The organism is Pseudomonas extremaustralis, assembly GCF_900102035.1.
Lineage (GTDB): Bacteria > Pseudomonadota > Gammaproteobacteria > Pseudomonadales > Pseudomonadaceae > Aquipseudomonas > Aquipseudomonas extremaustralis.
Map to the genome: position 1 here is coordinate 4,652,996 of NZ_LT629689.1, position 15,815 is coordinate 4,668,810.

At 61.2% G+C, this 15,815-nt stretch carries 15 protein-coding genes; 9 read left to right on the forward strand and 6 right to left on the reverse strand.

What is annotated here, in order from left to right; translation table 11 throughout:
* Nucleotides 1-144: 144 nt before the first annotated feature.
* The gene (locus tag BLR63_RS31325) at nucleotides 145-1,038 is read left to right on the forward strand and encodes a hypothetical protein (RefSeq protein WP_130926122.1); all 894 of its coding nucleotides are present in this window, start codon (nucleotides 145-147) and stop codon (nucleotides 1,036-1,038) included.
* Nucleotides 1,039-1,155: 117 nt separating this feature from the next.
* Here BLR63_RS31325 and BLR63_RS21355 read toward each other — a convergent pair whose 3' ends face one another.
* The 3 genes from BLR63_RS21355 to BLR63_RS21365 all read right to left on the reverse strand — a co-directional run bounded on the left by BLR63_RS21355 (nucleotide 1,156) and on the right by BLR63_RS21365 (nucleotide 5,731).
* Complete coding sequence (locus tag BLR63_RS21355) at nucleotides 1,156-1,359, reverse strand: hypothetical protein (RefSeq protein WP_010567143.1); 204 nt, start codon at nucleotides 1,357-1,359, stop codon at nucleotides 1,156-1,158.
* 232 nt (nucleotides 1,360-1,591) lie between these two features.
* Nucleotides 1,592-2,698, reverse strand: coding sequence for an agmatine deiminase (gene aguA / locus BLR63_RS21360; protein WP_010567142.1), 1,107 nt, complete (start codon nucleotides 2,696-2,698; stop codon nucleotides 1,592-1,594).
* A 123-nt stretch (nucleotides 2,699-2,821) separates the two neighbouring features.
* Nucleotides 2,822-5,731, reverse strand: a complete 2,910-nt coding sequence (locus BLR63_RS21365) for an aminotransferase (protein WP_010567141.1) — start codon at nucleotides 5,729-5,731, stop codon at nucleotides 2,822-2,824.
* A 148-nt stretch (nucleotides 5,732-5,879) separates the two neighbouring features.
* Here BLR63_RS21365 and rfbB point away from each other — a divergent pair, with 148 nt between their 5' ends.
* Genes rfbB through BLR63_RS21400 form a run of 7 tightly spaced genes read left to right on the forward strand, consistent with a single transcriptional unit; the run spans nucleotide 5,880 to nucleotide 12,950 of the window.
* A complete protein-coding gene (gene rfbB, locus BLR63_RS21370; protein WP_010567140.1) occupies nucleotides 5,880-6,962 on the forward strand; it encodes a dTDP-glucose 4,6-dehydratase in 1,083 nt (360 codons plus the stop codon).
* The gene (gene rfbA / locus BLR63_RS21375) at nucleotides 6,959-7,834 is read left to right on the forward strand and encodes a glucose-1-phosphate thymidylyltransferase RfbA (protein ID WP_042947494.1); all 876 of its coding nucleotides are present in this window, start codon (nucleotides 6,959-6,961) and stop codon (nucleotides 7,832-7,834) included. Before rfbB ends, rfbA begins: the two co-directional genes overlap by 4 nt.
* A complete protein-coding gene (gene rfbC, locus BLR63_RS21380; RefSeq protein WP_010567138.1) occupies nucleotides 7,831-8,376 on the forward strand; it encodes a dTDP-4-dehydrorhamnose 3,5-epimerase in 546 nt (181 codons plus the stop codon). Before rfbA ends, rfbC begins: the two co-directional genes overlap by 4 nt.
* The gene (rfbD, locus tag BLR63_RS21385; RefSeq protein WP_010567137.1) at nucleotides 8,373-9,242 is read left to right on the forward strand and encodes a dTDP-4-dehydrorhamnose reductase; all 870 of its coding nucleotides are present in this window, start codon (nucleotides 8,373-8,375) and stop codon (nucleotides 9,240-9,242) included. The genes rfbC and rfbD overlap by 4 nt, the downstream gene beginning before the upstream one ends.
* A 36-nt stretch (nucleotides 9,243-9,278) precedes the next feature.
* Nucleotides 9,279-11,087, forward strand: a complete 1,809-nt coding sequence (locus BLR63_RS21390; RefSeq protein ID WP_010567136.1) for a sensor histidine kinase — start codon at nucleotides 9,279-9,281, stop codon at nucleotides 11,085-11,087.
* Complete coding sequence (locus tag BLR63_RS21395) at nucleotides 11,084-12,469, forward strand: sigma-54-dependent transcriptional regulator (RefSeq protein ID WP_010567135.1); 1,386 nt, start codon at nucleotides 11,084-11,086, stop codon at nucleotides 12,467-12,469. The genes BLR63_RS21390 and BLR63_RS21395 overlap by 4 nt, the downstream gene beginning before the upstream one ends.
* A gap of 25 nt (nucleotides 12,470-12,494) precedes the next feature.
* Nucleotides 12,495-12,950 carry a YiiD C-terminal domain-containing protein gene (locus BLR63_RS21400; protein ID WP_010567134.1) on the forward strand — a complete coding sequence of 152 codons (456 nt, stop codon included), beginning with the start codon at nucleotides 12,495-12,497 and terminating at the stop codon, nucleotides 12,948-12,950.
* A 128-nt stretch (nucleotides 12,951-13,078) separates the two neighbouring features.
* Here BLR63_RS21400 and cysQ read toward each other — a convergent pair whose 3' ends face one another.
* Nucleotides 13,079-13,915, reverse strand: a complete 837-nt coding sequence (gene cysQ / locus BLR63_RS21405; protein WP_010567133.1) for a 3'(2'),5'-bisphosphate nucleotidase CysQ — start codon at nucleotides 13,913-13,915, stop codon at nucleotides 13,079-13,081.
* Nucleotides 13,912-14,478: an ADP compounds hydrolase NudE gene (gene nudE, locus BLR63_RS21410; protein ID WP_010567132.1), complete on the reverse strand. Its 567-nt coding sequence runs from the start codon at nucleotides 14,476-14,478 to the stop codon at nucleotides 13,912-13,914. Before nudE ends, cysQ begins: the two co-directional genes overlap by 4 nt.
* 87 nt (nucleotides 14,479-14,565) lie before the next feature.
* Here nudE and yrfG point away from each other — a divergent pair, with 87 nt between their 5' ends.
* Complete coding sequence (gene yrfG, locus BLR63_RS21415) at nucleotides 14,566-15,228, forward strand: GMP/IMP nucleotidase (protein WP_010567131.1); 663 nt, start codon at nucleotides 14,566-14,568, stop codon at nucleotides 15,226-15,228.
* A 48-nt stretch (nucleotides 15,229-15,276) separates the two neighbouring features.
* On the opposite strand, the gene lysM is transcribed toward yrfG, so the two are convergent.
* Entirely contained in the window at nucleotides 15,277-15,717 is a 441-nt protein-coding gene (gene lysM / locus BLR63_RS21420) for a peptidoglycan-binding protein LysM (RefSeq protein ID WP_010567130.1), read from the reverse strand.
* Between the last annotated feature and the right edge of the window lie 98 nt (nucleotides 15,718-15,815).

A 15,815-nucleotide genomic window follows, 5' to 3' on the forward strand; every position in this document is an offset into this window, starting at 1 on the left:
CGTAAAGAGCCTGGAACTTATATAGCAAAAACAAATAAACAATCAGGCCTTTAAACCTGTCAACTATCACAGTAGGCCCACTTTCAATTCTGCATTAGCCTGATGATTCGGAGCCCCAACACTTCCCACTTGAGGACACGAATCATGACTAGCCACGCCAATACAACCGATAAAAAACGCAGTACTGGAACAGTAACGGCCAAAATCGACGAGACAAAAAATGGTAAGCATAATTTCAAGGCCGATGCTGGCAGGCAGCACTTTTATAAAGCAGGAGAACATTGGTTCATCGTTGCTTCAGAGCATCTCTCCGCTCCGTATGCGGGATTCTATGGTATTTCTATCGATTTGCCGTCGAGTTTTAAAGACGATGGTGTCCAGAGAACTTATCACTTCCCAAGTGAAGTCACTGGCGGACTGACTATTCCCTGGAACACTGGCGGCCTGGTCTGCAGGGCGATTTCCGGGAGCATTACCTTATCGCTGAAAGATGAAGTAATGACTGCAAAATTTGCATTTGAAGCCCGAAATGAGTCATACAAACATGATGTCAGCCTCACCGGGGGAGACCTCAAACTCTCGGGAGCTTCCATACCGAAAAGTCAATCAGGCGACTTCGATGCCACCTTTGAAGGTGGCGGGTTTCCGAATGACAAATTCAAGGCGGATCATGTCGAAATTTATGCGGTCAGCCAACCTGACGCTCCGCGTCGATTTAATATAGCTGGCGTCGAGAACTACACGCCCATTAATTTTGCTCGAATAGTCGTTCAAATAAATGAAGGCCTCCCTCCGGAGAAATACGAACTAAAAGGGGACGTATACAAAGTGGGTGTTCTCTGTTTTAAAAATCCTAATTTTGGCCCATTCAGAGCTCAAAGTGGAACACTGACAATAGAATCTCACCCCTCCACAGGTCATGGAAAAGGAACGTTTAAGTGTGAGTTTTCGCCAGGCAATGGGGTGCCGCCATTCAAGGCCACAGGAACGTTCAATGTACGCGCACCCATTCTTTATAAAGATGAATCTGAAATTTAAAAACCGCTCAACGAGTACAGCGTTCATGCGAACGGCCGTCTGTACTCCATCCACCTTATTTGAGCGAATTTTCCCTCTGGACTCAGGTCGTCGGCACTTGGAATCGCGCCCCCAACGTCATTGGTTCTGTAACAACTCGCAGAGTACTTGTACTTCATCGTCGCTGAATAACCCCTGCGGGTAGCGTGCGCTGATCAGGCTGCACAGGTCAGGCTGCCGGATCTGCCGTGAGCCATTTTCCTTCAACCAATGCGCCAGCGCATGGATCGCATCGCTGTCGACTCGCAAGGGGTGAATCGGGCGGTTGATATCGGCATTCATTTCGCGCTCTCTCCTACTGCGTGAGCGGCTAACTTACTCAAGGTTTATGACAGATCTGCGCACTCAACACCCCGCATCACTGTGACAAGGACAATACAAGAGCTATGCCAATGTCTTGTATTCATAGGCATGTGGACACAAAAAAGCCCGCAGCCTTACTGGCCGCGGGCTTGTCTTGAACGCTAAAAACGGATGGCGCCCGGTCGTCGCTGGGCTGCTGTTACAACGGCACTCAGTTTTTGTGCGGAGCCGGTTGTTGTTGGGTCAGGCAGTGGATATTTCCGCCACCCAGTAACAGTTCACGGCCCGGCACCATCACCACTTCGTGCTGCGGGAACAGGTTCTGCAGGATCGCCTTGGCCTGGCCGTCCAGCGGATCGTCGAAGCTCGGCGCGATGATGCCGCCGTTGACGATCAGGAAGTTCACGTAGGAACCGGCCAAGCGCACGCTCGGATTGCGTTCCTGGGTTCCATCCACCGGGTCCACGCCCGCACATTCTTCTGCGGTTGCGTACAGCGGCCCCGGAATCGGCATTTTGTGCACCGTGAACGCGCGTCCCTGGGCGTCAGTGCTGCTTTGCAGGACGTCCATGGCGGCGTGGCAACGAGCATAGTTCGGGTCTTGCGGGTCATCGGTCCAGGCCAGCAACACCTCGCCTGGGCGCACGTAGCAGCAGAAGTTATCCACATGGCCGTCGGTTTCGTCGTTGAACAGGCCATCCGGCAGCCAGATGATCTTATCCACAGCCAGGTTGTCACTCAGCACCGCTTCGATGGCCGCACGATCAAGGTGCGGGTTGCGATTGCGGTTGAGCAGGCATTCTTCGGTGGTGATCAGGGTGCCTTCGCCGTCGACGTGGATCGAACCGCCTTCCAGCACAAAGCCTTCGGTGCGGTAGCGCGGCGCGCGCTCGATTTCGAGGATCTTGCCGCCGACTTGCGAGTCACGGTTCCACGGCGAGTACAAGCCGCCGTCAAAGCCGCCCCAGGCATTGAAATCCCAGTTCACACCGCGCACTTCGCCGCGCTTATTGATCACGAAAGTTGGACCGGTGTCGCGCACCCAGGCGTCATCGCTGGACATTTCCACCAGGCGAATATTGGGCACATCCAGACGGGCGCGGGCGTTTTCGTACTGGCCGGCGGAGACCGCAACCGTCACCGGCTCGAAGCGCGCAATGGCCTTGGCCACCGCCACGTGCGCCGCCTGCGCCGGCTTGCCGCCCAGGCGCCAGTTGTCCGGGCGCTCGGGCCAGATCATCCAGGTCTGGGTCTGGGGTGCCCATTCGGCGGGCATATGGAAGCCATCGGCGCGGGGTGTGCTGTGCAGGGTGGTCATGGCGAGCGGGGCTCCGAAGGGGGGGTAAAGGTCGACTTTATAGCGGATAAAAATCGGCTTTAGTAGCGATAAAAGATCATTGGCAGTAAAGATGACCGCCAATGACCGATAACAATCGACTATCTAGAGTTGCTCATCCAGCACCTTCGATAGCATGTCGACAAAGAAATCCACACTGCGCCGGGAGGTGACCATCGGCGGCTTGATCTTGAGGATGTTCAGGTAGTCGCCGGTGGGCTGCATGAAAATCCCCAGTTCGCGCAGGCGATCGCACAGCAGTGTGGTTTCTTCGGTGGCGGGTTCCAGGGTCTGGCGGTCGCGTACCAGTTCCAGCCCGAGGTAGAAGCCGGAACCGTGGACGGCGCCGACCAAGGGATGTCGCTCGATCAGCGCTTCCAGGCGCGCCTTGAAATGTCCGCCCACCACCTGGGCGTTTTCCCACAGTTTCTCTTCTTCCATCACATCCAGTACGGCCATGCCGATCCGGCAACTGACCGGGCTGCCGCCCGAGGACGAGAAGAAATACCCTTCAGCCTCCAACGCTTCAGCGATTTCTCGACGGGTAATCACCGCCCCCAGGGGTTGGCCGTTCCCCATGCCTTTGGCCATGGTGATGATGTCGGGCACCACGCCCTGCTCTTCGAAGCCCCAGAAAAAACGCCCCATGCGGCCGTAGCCCACCTGCACTTCATCGGCGATGCACACGCCGCCTCGGTCGCGCACCAGCGCGTAAACCTGTTGCAAATAGCCCGGCGGCAAGGAGATACCGCCAGCATTGCCATACACCGGCTCGCAGATAAAGCCGGCCAACTGGCGTTTACTCGCGGCGATTTTCGCCAGGTTGTGTTCCACGCTGCGTACGTAATCCGGCGCACTGTCCTGACCACGGAATTCCCCGCGATAGGTATTGGGCGCGGTCACGGGGTGCACCCAGTCCGGCCGGCTGCTCAGCGCCTTGGGGTTGTCGGCAATCGAGGTGGAGACTGCATCCGCCGCCACCGACCAGCCGTGATAGGCCTCCAGCACGCTGAGCATGTCGCGCCCGCCGCTGTAGGCCCAGGCCAGTCGGATCGCCAGGTCATTGGCTTCGGTGCCGCTGTTGACCAGGAACACGCGGTCCATGCCCGGCGGCGCCAGCGAAAGCAAACGCTCGGAAAACTCGGCGATCGCGGCGTAGTGAAACCGCGAGTTGGTGTTGAGCAACGACCACTGCCGCGCCGCCACCGCCGCCATGCGCGGGTGACCATGGCCCAGCACGGCGACGTTGTTGAGCATGTCCAGGTAGGAGCGGCCTTGCATGTCGATCAGGTGATTGCGCCAGCCGCGTTCGATGCGCGGCGGGTCGACATAATAGTGTTTCTGCGAGCGGGCGAAACTGGCGTCGCGGCGGGCCAGCAGGGCTTGTGGGTCCAACTCGGGTTGCGCATCGCAGGCCAGCCCCAGCAGCGCGGCCGGCGATGGGCACAGCATCTGCCACGCCGGTGCCCGGGAGGGCGTGCAGAACAGCGGTGCGGGCAGGTCGGTGCGGCAGAGTTGCACGGTCAGCGGGCCGTCGACCTCACCGATCACCTGGCCCTTGAGCACTGCGGCGCCGGGCTGCAACAGCGCTTTCACTCCCCACAACCGCACGCTTGCCTCACTGCTGTGCACGCGTAACTCGCCGTTGACGCCCGGACGCACGATGCCCGCGAACGGCGCCTCGACGGAGGTTCCCTGGGGCACATGCAGCTCGACGTGCAGCGGGAACGTCTCCGGCTCATGGGCACTGTCGGGCCGGGTGCGCGACAAACGGTACTGCCCGTAGCGACTTGCCGCCAGACCATGGGCCGCTGCGCCTTCCTGCAACAAACGCTGGTCGATACCCGCTTGCTCCCAGTTCCCCGCCTCGAAATGCGGGCTGAGTACGCCGAGGTCGATCAAGGCGAATTCACGCCCCACCAGGCCTGGCAGCAAGGGCGCGAATCCTTCGCTGGCAAGCGCTGCCGGGGCCTGCCCGACGCTGCTCAAAATCGCCGCTTCCATCAACTCGAAGGGTACCGACGTCGCTACGTGGAAAATTTCCCACTCGTGCTCCGCGTTTTTCAACAGATAACTGTTATCCGGGTCGAGGCGTTGCTGTTGTTCGCTGCTCAAGACCAGCACCGCGGCACGCGCGACGATCAGCGGCCACAGAGCCTGCAGCTCTTGGTGCTGCAACGGCGTGACGGCGTGACAGGCCTGGATCGCCGGCAGGATGGCAAAGGGATCGCCCTCGGCGTGATGCAACAGCGCGGCGCAGGTCACCGACAGGTCGGCAATGCGCCAGGTGTGCACCAGGTCGCCGAAATCGATCACGCCCTGAACGTGCCAATGCCGCTGGGCGTCGCGCTGCCAGACCACGTTGTCGTCGGTAATGTCCATGTGCACCGCTTGCCACGGCAGATGATCGGCCAGGGGACGCAGGTGTTTCTCAACCTGCTCGGCCACCTGCTCCAGCGCTGCGCGGTGGGGCAGGTTTTCCAGGCTGGCCAGCAAATGGGTGATCAGTTGCCGGGCGTGGCGCGGGTCCCATTGCAGGGTGCGCTCGAGGCCCGGGTGCGTAAACGTGGCCAACGCCTGGCTCATGCGCCCGCACAGCTCACCAAAGCCCGCGATGACCTTGCGTCCCAGGTGGGGCAAATGGGTCAGGGGCTGCCCGTCGATATAATCCAGCAGCCGGACATGCAGGGTCTGACCGTCGACGCTGACCGTCAGCAACTCTTCACCGTTCAGGGCCTTGATCACCCTGGGCACACGCAGATCCGCCCGAGCCTGCAACTCATTCAGAGCCGCGTGCTGAGCCTGCAACTCCACGGCGGCGTAGTCGCCCCGGCAGATTTTCAAGACAAATCGACCCCGTGCGCTGTCGACTTTGTAGTTGAGGTCTTGCTGGCTGCCCAATGATTGCAACGTGCCATGGAGGCCATAATGCTGCTCGAGCAGTTGCGCCGCCTGAGCGGGGCCGACTTGCGGGCAGGGTAGACTGGCGCGATGGATCAACGTAGCGAGCAGCATGGGGGTGGCCTCTGGTTTTTTTCAGGGGTGTATATCGCCATTGTTCGGGGGGATTACGCAACCCCCAGACATACGCAGGTCTCCCCAGCCTCCCGACACAGGCTATGCTCCACGCGCTAATTGTTCGTTAAGGAAAAAGGCCCCCGTCATGCGCATCCTCATTACCGGTGGCGCCGGTTTTATCGGTTCTGCTTTGGTACGCCAGCTGATTCAGCACACCGAGCACGAAGTGCTCAACCTGGACAAACTCACCTATGCCGGCAATCTGGAATCGCTGACCAGCATTGCGTCCAACAGCCGCTATGAATTCGTGCAGGCCGATATCATCGACCAGCCCACCGTCAGCGCCGTGCTGGCGCGTTTCGAGCCTCAGGCGATCGTGCACCTGGCGGCAGAGTCCCATGTCGACCGCTCGATTGACGGGCCGTCCGACTTTATCCAGACCAATATCGTCGGCACTTATAGCCTGCTGGAAGCCGCTCGCGGCTACTGGCAAACCCTCCCATCGCCGGCCAAAAGCGCGTTTCGCTTCCACCATGTTTCCACCGATGAGGTGTACGGCGACCTGAAGGGCATGGACGATTTTTTCACTGAAGCCACGCCCTACGCGCCAAGTTCGCCTTATTCCGCCAGCAAGGCAGCCTCCGACCACCTGGTCCGGGCCTGGCAGCGCACGTACGGCCTCCCCGTGCTGCTGACCAACTGTTCCAATAACTATGGACCGTTCCAATTCCCCGAAAAGCTGATCCCTCTGGTCATCCTCAACGCCCTCGCGGGCAAGCCGTTGCCGGTCTATGGTGATGGTCTACAGGTCCGCGACTGGCTGTTCGTCGAGGATCACGCCAGGGCATTGCTGACCGTGCTGACACAAGGCGTGGTGGGTGAGACCTACAACATCGGCGGCCACAACGAACAGAAAAACATCGACGTGGTCCGCAGCATCTGTGGTCTGCTGGAAGAACTGGCACCGCAACATCCGGCAGGGGTGACGAAATACACTGACTTGATCACGCTGGTCAAAGATCGCCCCGGCCATGATCAACGCTATGCCATCGACGCCAGTAAGATCGAACGCGAATTGGGCTGGGTCCCCCTGGAAACCTTTGAATCCGGGCTGCGCAAAACCGTGCAGTGGTACCTCGATAACCTGGAATGGTGCCGCCGGGTCCAGGATGGCAGTTATCAGGGTGAACGATTGGGCAACACCGACACGAGTGATCTGATCGCATGATGAAAGGAATCGTACTGGCCGGCGGCTCCGGCACGCGCCTACACCCCATTACCCTGGGTGTGTCCAAGCAGCTGCTGCCGGTGTATGACAAGCCGATGATCTATTACCCGATCTCCGTGCTGATGCTGGCGGGAATCAAGGAAATCCTGGTGATTTCCACCCCGGCGGACTTACCGCAATACCGCAATCTCTTGGGCGACGGCAGCCAGTTCGGCGTGACGTTCAGCTACGCCGAACAACCGACACCGGACGGCCTGGCGCAAGCCTTTCTGATCGGCGAGACGTTCATTGGCACCGATCCGGTGTGCTTGATCCTGGGCGATAACATTTTCCATGGTCATCGCTTCGGCGAGCAGTTGCATGCCGCAGTGAACCGCGGCAAGGGCGCCACCGTGTTTGGCTACTGGGTCAAAGACCCACAGCGTTTCGGCGTAATCGACTTCGATAGCGAAGGCCGCGCCGTGTCCATCGAAGAAAAACCCGCTGCCCCTAAATCAAGCTATGCCGTCACTGGCTTGTATTTCTATGACAACGATGTGATCAACATCGCCAAGGCCATCAAGCCCTCCGCCCGTGGCGAACTGGAGATCACTGATGTCAACAACGCCTATCTGCATCGTGGGGACTTGCAAGTGGAACGCTTCGGGCGTGGCTTCGCCTGGCTCGACACAGGCACCCACGATAGCTTGCTGGAGGCCTCGCAATATGTGCAGACCATCGAGCATCGCCAAGGACTGAAAGTCGCCTGCCTCGAAGAAATCGCCTACGGCAACGGCTGGATCGACCGCAACCACCTGCTCGAACGCGCCAAATACTTCGGCAAGACCGGCTACGGCCAATACCTGTACACCCTGGCGGGAGAGACCCCGTGAACGTCGTTGAAACCTCACTCCCGGGCGTATTGATCATCGAACCCAAGGTGTTCGGTGACGAGCGTGGTTTTTTCTACGAAAGCTTCAATGCCCGGGCCTTTGAACAGGCCACCGGGCTCAAGCGCGATTTTGTCCAAGACAACCACTCACGCTCGCAGAAAGGCGTATTGCGGGGTCTGCACTATCAGCTCGAACACACTCAGGGCAAGCTGGTGCGCGTCACCGCCGGCGAAGTGCTTGACGTCGCGGTCGACATTCGCCGCAGTTCGCCGAATTTCGGCCAATGGGTAAGTGTGCGCCTATCGGCCCGCAATCATCGCCAATTGTGGGTGCCGGAAGGCTTCGCCCATGGGTTCGTGGTGCTGAGCGAGCATGCGGAGTTCTTGTACAAGACCACCGATTACTACCAGCCGAGCGCCGAGCGCAGCATCCTGTGGAATGACCCGACGCTGGCCATCGACTGGGAACTCACTGAGCCGCCGCAACTGTCCGCCAAGGACCAGTCCGGCAAATTGCTGATGGACGCCGACCTGTTCCCATGAAGATCCTCATCACCGGCCAACACGGCCAAGTCTCCCAAGCCCTGCAACAGCGGCTCCCGGACCTCGGCGCCCTCATCGTCCTGGGCCGCGACCAACTGGACCTGGCCAACCCCGACCAGATCCGCGAGCACATCCGCAGCCACCGCCCCAACCTGATCATCAACGCCGCCGCCCACACCGCCGTCGATCAGGCCGAAAGCGAACCGGATGCCGCCTTCGCGATCAACGCCATCGCGCCCGGCATCCTCGCTGAGGAAGCCAAGGCCCTGGGCATCCCGTTGATCCACTATTCCACCGACTACGTATTCGACGGCAGCAAGCCTGCGCCCTATACCGAAACCGATGCGCCGAACCCGCTGGGCGTCTATGGCCAGAGCAAACTGGCCGGCGAGCAGGCGATTGCGGCGGTGGGCGGCGAGTATCTGATCCTGCGCACCAGTTGGGTCTACTCCGACCACGGCAAGAATTTCCTGCTGACCATGCAGCGCTTGCTGCAGGAGAAGCCGCACCTGCGTATCGTCGCCGACCAGATCGGTGCACCGACCTGGGCCGGTACCATTGCCCTCAGCACCCGCGCCTTGATCGAGCGCTGGCAAGCGGGTCAAGCCGGCGACTGGGGCATCTATCACCTGACCGCCCAGGGCCATACCTCGTGGTTCGGTTTTGCCCAAGTCATCGGCGAGCACCTGCGCGCACAAGGAAAAGCCTGCGCCGAGCTGGAGGCCATCCCTTCCAACGCCTATCCGACACCCGCCAAGCGCCCCTTGAACTCACGTCTGGATTGCAGCCGCCTGCAACAGCAGTGGCACGTCAGCCAACCGCAGTGGCAAGACGCATTGCGCAAGTGTCTTGCCGGGCAGCACTAGGCATAATGCGCCTGTACCCACAGGCGCACGACTCCCATGACTCCACCCCTTCCGCGAAGACCCCGCTGGCGCAGCCTCGCCCTGCTGGCGTTGTGCCTGGCGCCGCTGCTGTGGCCGCTGGAGCACTTGGCCGAGCGCTATTACCGCAGCGAACTGGCCGGGCAGAATCGCCAGACCCTCGACCTGTATGTGGCCAACCTGCTGGGTACCCTGCATCGCTATGAAGTGCTGCCGCAAATCCTCGGTGACTTGCCGGCCTTGCGCACCGCACTGGCTGAGCCCGAGGTGAGCAGCCACCTGGCCAACGCCAACCTGCTGCTCCAGGACGTCGCCGCCCAGGCCGGGGTGGAAGTGATGTACTTGATGGACACCAATGGCAAGACCCTCGCCGCATCCAATTGGGACAAACAGGACAGCTTCGTCGGGCGCAATTTCTCGTTCCGCCCGTACTTCAGCGAAGCCATGGCCGGGCGCCTGGGGCGATTCTTCGGCCTGGGCACCACCTCGGCCAAACGCGGGTACTTCTTCGCCGCCGCCGTTCACGATGGCGACAAAATCATCGGCGTGCTGGTGGTCAAGGTCGACCTGGACCACACCGAAAGCCTGTGGGGCAACACGCCGGAACAACTGCTGGTGACCGACCATAACGGCGTGGTGATCCTCACCTCGCGCCCGCAATGGCGATTCCGCGCCACCCGGCCGCTGACCGAAGAAGAACGTCAGGCGATCATTGCCATCCAGCCTTATCCGACCCGCGACCCGCAGCCCCTGGCCCTGAGCCCCACGGCGTGGCTGCGCCAATCCACGGCTATCGCCGAGACCGGCTGGAACGTGGAAATCCTCGCACCGCGTTCGCTGATCAACCGCCCGGTGCGCACCGTGGTCGCGGTAGGCGGCGCCACGCTGCTGGTGCTGATGCTGTTACTCGGCTTGATGATGCAACGCCGTCGCCATTATCTGGACCGCATTGCCTTCGAAGCCAAGGCCCGCCGCGAGCTGGAGCGGCGTGTGGCCGAGCGCACCAGCGACCTGGAAGGCCTCAACCGGCGTCTGAAACAGGAAGTATTGGAGCGCGAACACGCCCAGCAGGAATTGGTGCGTGCCCAGGATGACCTGGTGCAAGCCGGCAAATTGTCGGCGCTGGGTACCATGTCGGCGAGTATCAGCCACGAACTCAATCAACCCCTGGCGGCGATTCGCAGCTATGCGGAAAACGCCGAGATCCTGCTCGACCACGAGCGCACCAGCGATGCCCGGGGCAATCTCAAGCTGATCAGCGAACTGACCGGGCGCATGGCCTCGATCATCGCGCACTTGCGCGCCTTCGCCCGCCGCGACCGCCATGCCCCGGAGAGCGTGGCCCTGCAACCGGCGCTGGACGATGCGCTGGCATTGCTGGCCAAGCGGCGGCGCGCGATGGAGGTGGAATTGATCCGCGACCTGCCGGAAGCGACCCTATGGGTGCAGGCCGGCGAAACCCGCTTGCGCCAGGTACTGGGCAATCTACTGGCCAACGCCCTCGATGCACTGACCGAAAAAGGCCCGCCGCGCAAACTCTGGTTGAGTGCCCAAACCACCGAACAGGGCGTCAACCTGTACATTCGCGACAACGGCCCGGGCTTTTGCATGGAAGCCTTGGGCCGCGCCAGCGAGCCGTTCTACACCACCAAGACCCGCACCCAGGGCCTGGGGCTGGGACTGGCGATCTGTGAAACCCTGATGCGTGCCTTTGGCGGCGAACTGCTGTTCGCCAACCACAAGGAAGGCGGCGCGCTGTTAACCTTGAAATTGCGTGCCGGCTCGCCGGGCGTCAGTGTGCAACCGTCCGAGGACCGCAGCGTATGAGTATCGATAACCAGATCCAGGTGGTGTTGATCGACGACGATCCGCACTTGCGTCAGGCCCTGTGCCAGACCCTGGACCTGGCCGGCCTGAAAGTCTTGACCCTGGGCGAAGCCACCGGCCTCACCGCGCGCCTGTCCCGTGATTGGCCGGGCGTGGTGGTCAGCGATATCCGCATGCCCGGCATGGACGGCCTGGAACTGCTGGCCGAACTGCATGGCCAGGACCCGGAGCTGCCGGTGCTGCTGATCACCGGCCACGGCGATGTGCCTTTGGCGGTGCAAGCCATGCGCGCCGGCGCCTATGACTTCCTGGAAAAACCCTTCGCCAGCGACGCCCTGCTCGACAGCGTGCGCCGCGCCCTGGCCCTGCGCCGACTGGTGCTGGATAACCGCAGCCTGCGCCTGGCCCTGAGCGATCGTCAGCAGTTGAGCACGCGTCTGGTGGGCCATTCCCCGCAAATGCTGCGCTTGCGCGAACAAATCGGCGCGCTGGCCGCGACCCGCGCCGATGTACTGATCCTGGGTGAAACCGGCGCCGGCAAGGAAGTAGTGGCCCGTGCGCTGCACGACCTGTCGAGCCGACGCAGCGGACCGTTCGTGGCGATCAACGCCGGAGCCCTGGCCGAGTCGGTGGTGGAAAGCGAACTGTTCGGCCATGAGCCCGGCGCCTTTACCGGCGCGCAGAAACGGCGCATCGGCAAGTTCGAATTCGCCAATGGCGGCACGCTGTTCCTCGACGAAATCGAAAGCATGAGCCTGGATGTGCAGGTCAAGCTGCTGCGCCTGTTGCAGGAGCGCGTGGTCGAACGCCTGGGCGGCAATCAACTGATCCCGCTGGACATCCGCATCATCGCCGCCACCAAGGAAGACTTGCGCCAGGCCGCCGACCAGGGCCGTTTCCGTGCCGACTTGTATTACCGCCTCAACGTCGCCCCCCTGCGCATTCCACCGCTGCGCGAACGCGGCGAAGATGCGTTGATGCTGTTCCAGCACTTTGCCGACGAAGCCAGCAGCCGCCACGGCCTGCCGCTGCACGAATTGCAACCGGGACAGCGCGCGTTGCTGCTGCGCCACAGCTGGCCGGGCAATGTGCGGGAACTGCAGAACGCCGCCGAGCGCTTTGCCCTGGGCCTGGAGCTGGCATTGGACAGCACACAGGACAATCCGGCGGCCAGTGTGCTGACCTCCACACCCGGCGGGTTGAGCGAGCAAGTCGAGCAGTTCGAAAAGAGCCTGATCGCCGCCGAACTCACCCGCCCCCACAGCTCCCTGCGCAGCCTCGCCGAAGCCCTCGGCCTGCCGCGCAAAACCTTGCACGACAAACTGCGCAAGCACGGCCTGAACTTCGCCGACAGCGCCAGCCACAGTACCGACGACGAATGACCCCGCCACCCACCAAGAGGCACCCATGAGCCGCGACAGCCGTTACCTGGAATCCATCCTCCACCATGACATCCCCCTCACCCGGGAGATGGGCCTTAAAGTGCTCGACTGGCAGCACGGTCAATTGCAGTTGCACTTGCCCCTGCAGGCCAATATCAACCACAAGAGCACCATGTTCGGCGGCAGCCTCTATTGCGGCGCCGTGCTGGCGGGATGGGGTTGGCTGCATCTGCAACTGCGCGAGGAAGGAGTCGAGGACGGGCATATCGTGATTCAGGAAGGGCAGATCAGCTATCCGCTGCCGGTCACGCGGGATGCAACGGTGATTTGTCAGGCACCGGAGGAAAAGGTCTGGAAGCGTTTCGTGGCGACGTACAAGCGCCATGGCCGGGCACGATTGACACTGGAGACATGGATTGTGAATGACGGCAGTGAAGAGCGGGCAGTCGCGTTCAGCGGCCAGTACGTCCTGCACCGCTGACGGCCCCTGCGCAAAACCCAATGTGGGAGGAGGCTTGCTCCCGATAGCGGCATTTCAGTCAAAAATGCTGTGACTGATACACCGTTATCGGGAGCAAGCCCCCTCCCACAGGTTGATCCGCCAAGGCCTCAGGAGCGGGCCAGGCTCAGCAAGCGTTCACGCCACGCAGCCTTGGCCGGCAACGCCAGGAAGAACGGGTTCAACAACGACTCCCGCGCCGGGTAGGTGAACGGTTCGCCGCTCAACTCCAGCACCTCGCCGCCAGCCCCTTCCAGCACGCCCTGGGCCGCTGCGGTGTCCCACTGCGATGTCGGCGCCAATCGCGGGTAGCAATCGGCGCTGCCCTCGGCCAACAGGCAGAACTTCAACGAGCTGCCGATATTCGCCAGCTTCAACGCGCCCAGGCCTTCGCTCAAACCGTCGAGCAAACGCTCCTGCTCGGGGCTCGAATGCCGGCGGCTGGCCACCACGGTAAAGGCCTCGCCCACCGCCGGCGCCTCGCGCACCTGGATCGGCTTGGGCGCTTCATTCACATCGGAACGCCATGCCCCCAGGCCCGCGCCACCGAAGTAACAACGGCCGCTGGTGGGCATGGACACCACGCCAAACACCACGCGTCCCCGTTCGATCAAGGCAATGTTGACGGTGAATTCTTCGGAGCCGGAAATGAATTCCTTGGTGCCATCGAGCGGGTCCACCAACCACCAGCGCTGCCATCCGGCGCGCACGCTCTGGTCGATATCGGCGTCTTCCTCGGACAGCACCGGAATGCTCGGGTCCAGGGCCGTCAGGCCGGCGAGGATCAGGTGATGGGCCGCCAGGTCCGCCGCCGTCACCGGCGAATCATCGGCCTTGGACGTTACCGCCACGTCCGCGCGCCAGTAGGGCAGGATCACTTCGCCGGCCTGACGGGCCAGCTCGATCACCGGGGCGATAAACGGGTGGCCTAAAAACAGTTCGCTCATGCGCTAAACGCTCCGCGTTGGGTCAACAGATCCCGTACCAGATACAACGCGGCCAGGGCGCGGCCTTCGCTGAATTGCTCGTTTTGCGCTAATTGCGCCAACTCGCGCAAGTTGACCCGCTCCACGCGCATCGGTTCGGGCTCATCGCCTTCCAGGCGTTCTTCATAGAGGTCGGTGGCCAGCACCACCTGGATTTTCTGGCTCATATAGCCGGGGGACAGCGAAAGCTCCGTCAAGTGCTCCAACTGGCGCGCACCGTAGCCGGCTTCTTCCTTGAGCTCACGATCCGCCGCCGCCAGTACATCCTCGCCGGGCTCGATCAAGCCTTTGGGCAAGGACAGTTCGTACGCGTCGGTGCCGCCGCAATACTCCTCCACCAGCAACGCGTGCTCCTCATCGATCATCGCCACGATCATCACCGCGCCATAGCCAGCCCCGCGACCGACCAGGCGCTCGTAGGTCCGCTCAACGCCATTGGAGAAGCGCAATTGCACTGCCTCCACGCGGAACAAACGGCTACTGGCGACTATTTCGCGGGCGAGGACGGTGGGTTTCTGGCGCATAAACGGCTCCTTGGCGTGATCGGGTTACTATACCGTGGCTTTTCCGATTGTCTGTGTCGGATATCTTTACTTACATGAGACCGCACCATGCCCTCTTTGCCCTGGCACGCCATCGATACCGTCCTGCTGGACATGGACGGCACCCTGCTCGACCTGCATTACGACAACCACTTCTGGATGGAACACCTGCCCCAGCGATACGCCGAACTGCACGGTGTGAGTCGGGCCATGGCCGAGATGGAGTTGCACCCGCTGTTCGAGCGTAACGCCGGACAATTGCAATGGTATTGCCTGGATTTCTGGAGCGCCGAGCTGAATATCCCGGTGCGCGAACTCAAGCTGGAAACCGCCCACCTGATCGCCCTGCGTCCCGACGCGGATACCTTCCTGGCGGCGCTCAAACAGGCCGGCAAGCGGGTGATCCTGATCACCAACGCGCATCGCGACTCGCTGTCGTTGAAAATGGAACGCATTGAATTGGCGCCGTATTTCGAGCGGTTGATCAGCTCCCACGACTACGGTTTCGCCAAGGAAAACCCGCAGTTCTGGGACGCCCTGCGCGCCGACATCGGCTTCGACCCGGCCCGCAGCCTGTTTATCGATGACACCTTGCCGATCCTGCGCAGCGCCCAGGCGTTTGGCGTGGCGCATCTGCTGGCGGTTAAAGAACCGGACAGCCGGAAAGGGCCAAAGGACACCGGGGAATTTGCGGCCGTCGAGGATTACCGGGATCTTATTGTCGGACTCTGAACTCATGTGGGAGTGGGCTTGCCCCCTCCCACATGTTTACCGCGTGTATTACTCAGGAATACGCAGCGTCTGCCCTGGGTAAATCTTGTCTGGATGCGACAACAGCGGCTTGTTGGCCTCGAATATCTTGTTGTACAGATTGGCGTTACCGTACACCGCCAGGGAAATCGCGCTGAGGGTGTCGCCTTTTTTCACCACGACGAAACGGGAAACGGCCACAACAGGCCCGGAAACCACGATCTGGTCTTCTACGCTGGCAACCCCGGCAATATTGCCCGCCGCCAGAATGACTTTTTCTTTCTCTTCCTGGCTGGCGACGGTCCCAGTCAGCGTGACTTTGTCCCCCTCGACAGTGGCGTGGACATCCGGATTACCCAAGCCGACGTCTTCAATATGCTTTTTCAAATCTTCACTGGCGTTGGCATTACCCCGCTTGAACAGTTCGTCGAACTTCTCACCGGCTTCTTTTATAAAACTGAAAAGACTCATCGTGCGCTCTCCTTGGTGGTTGATATCCAGATGCTCAAGACTAGACCAGCCCCGCCGCCTTGGGTTCCAGCCCGGCCAAAGACCCAAACGCGCTAGAA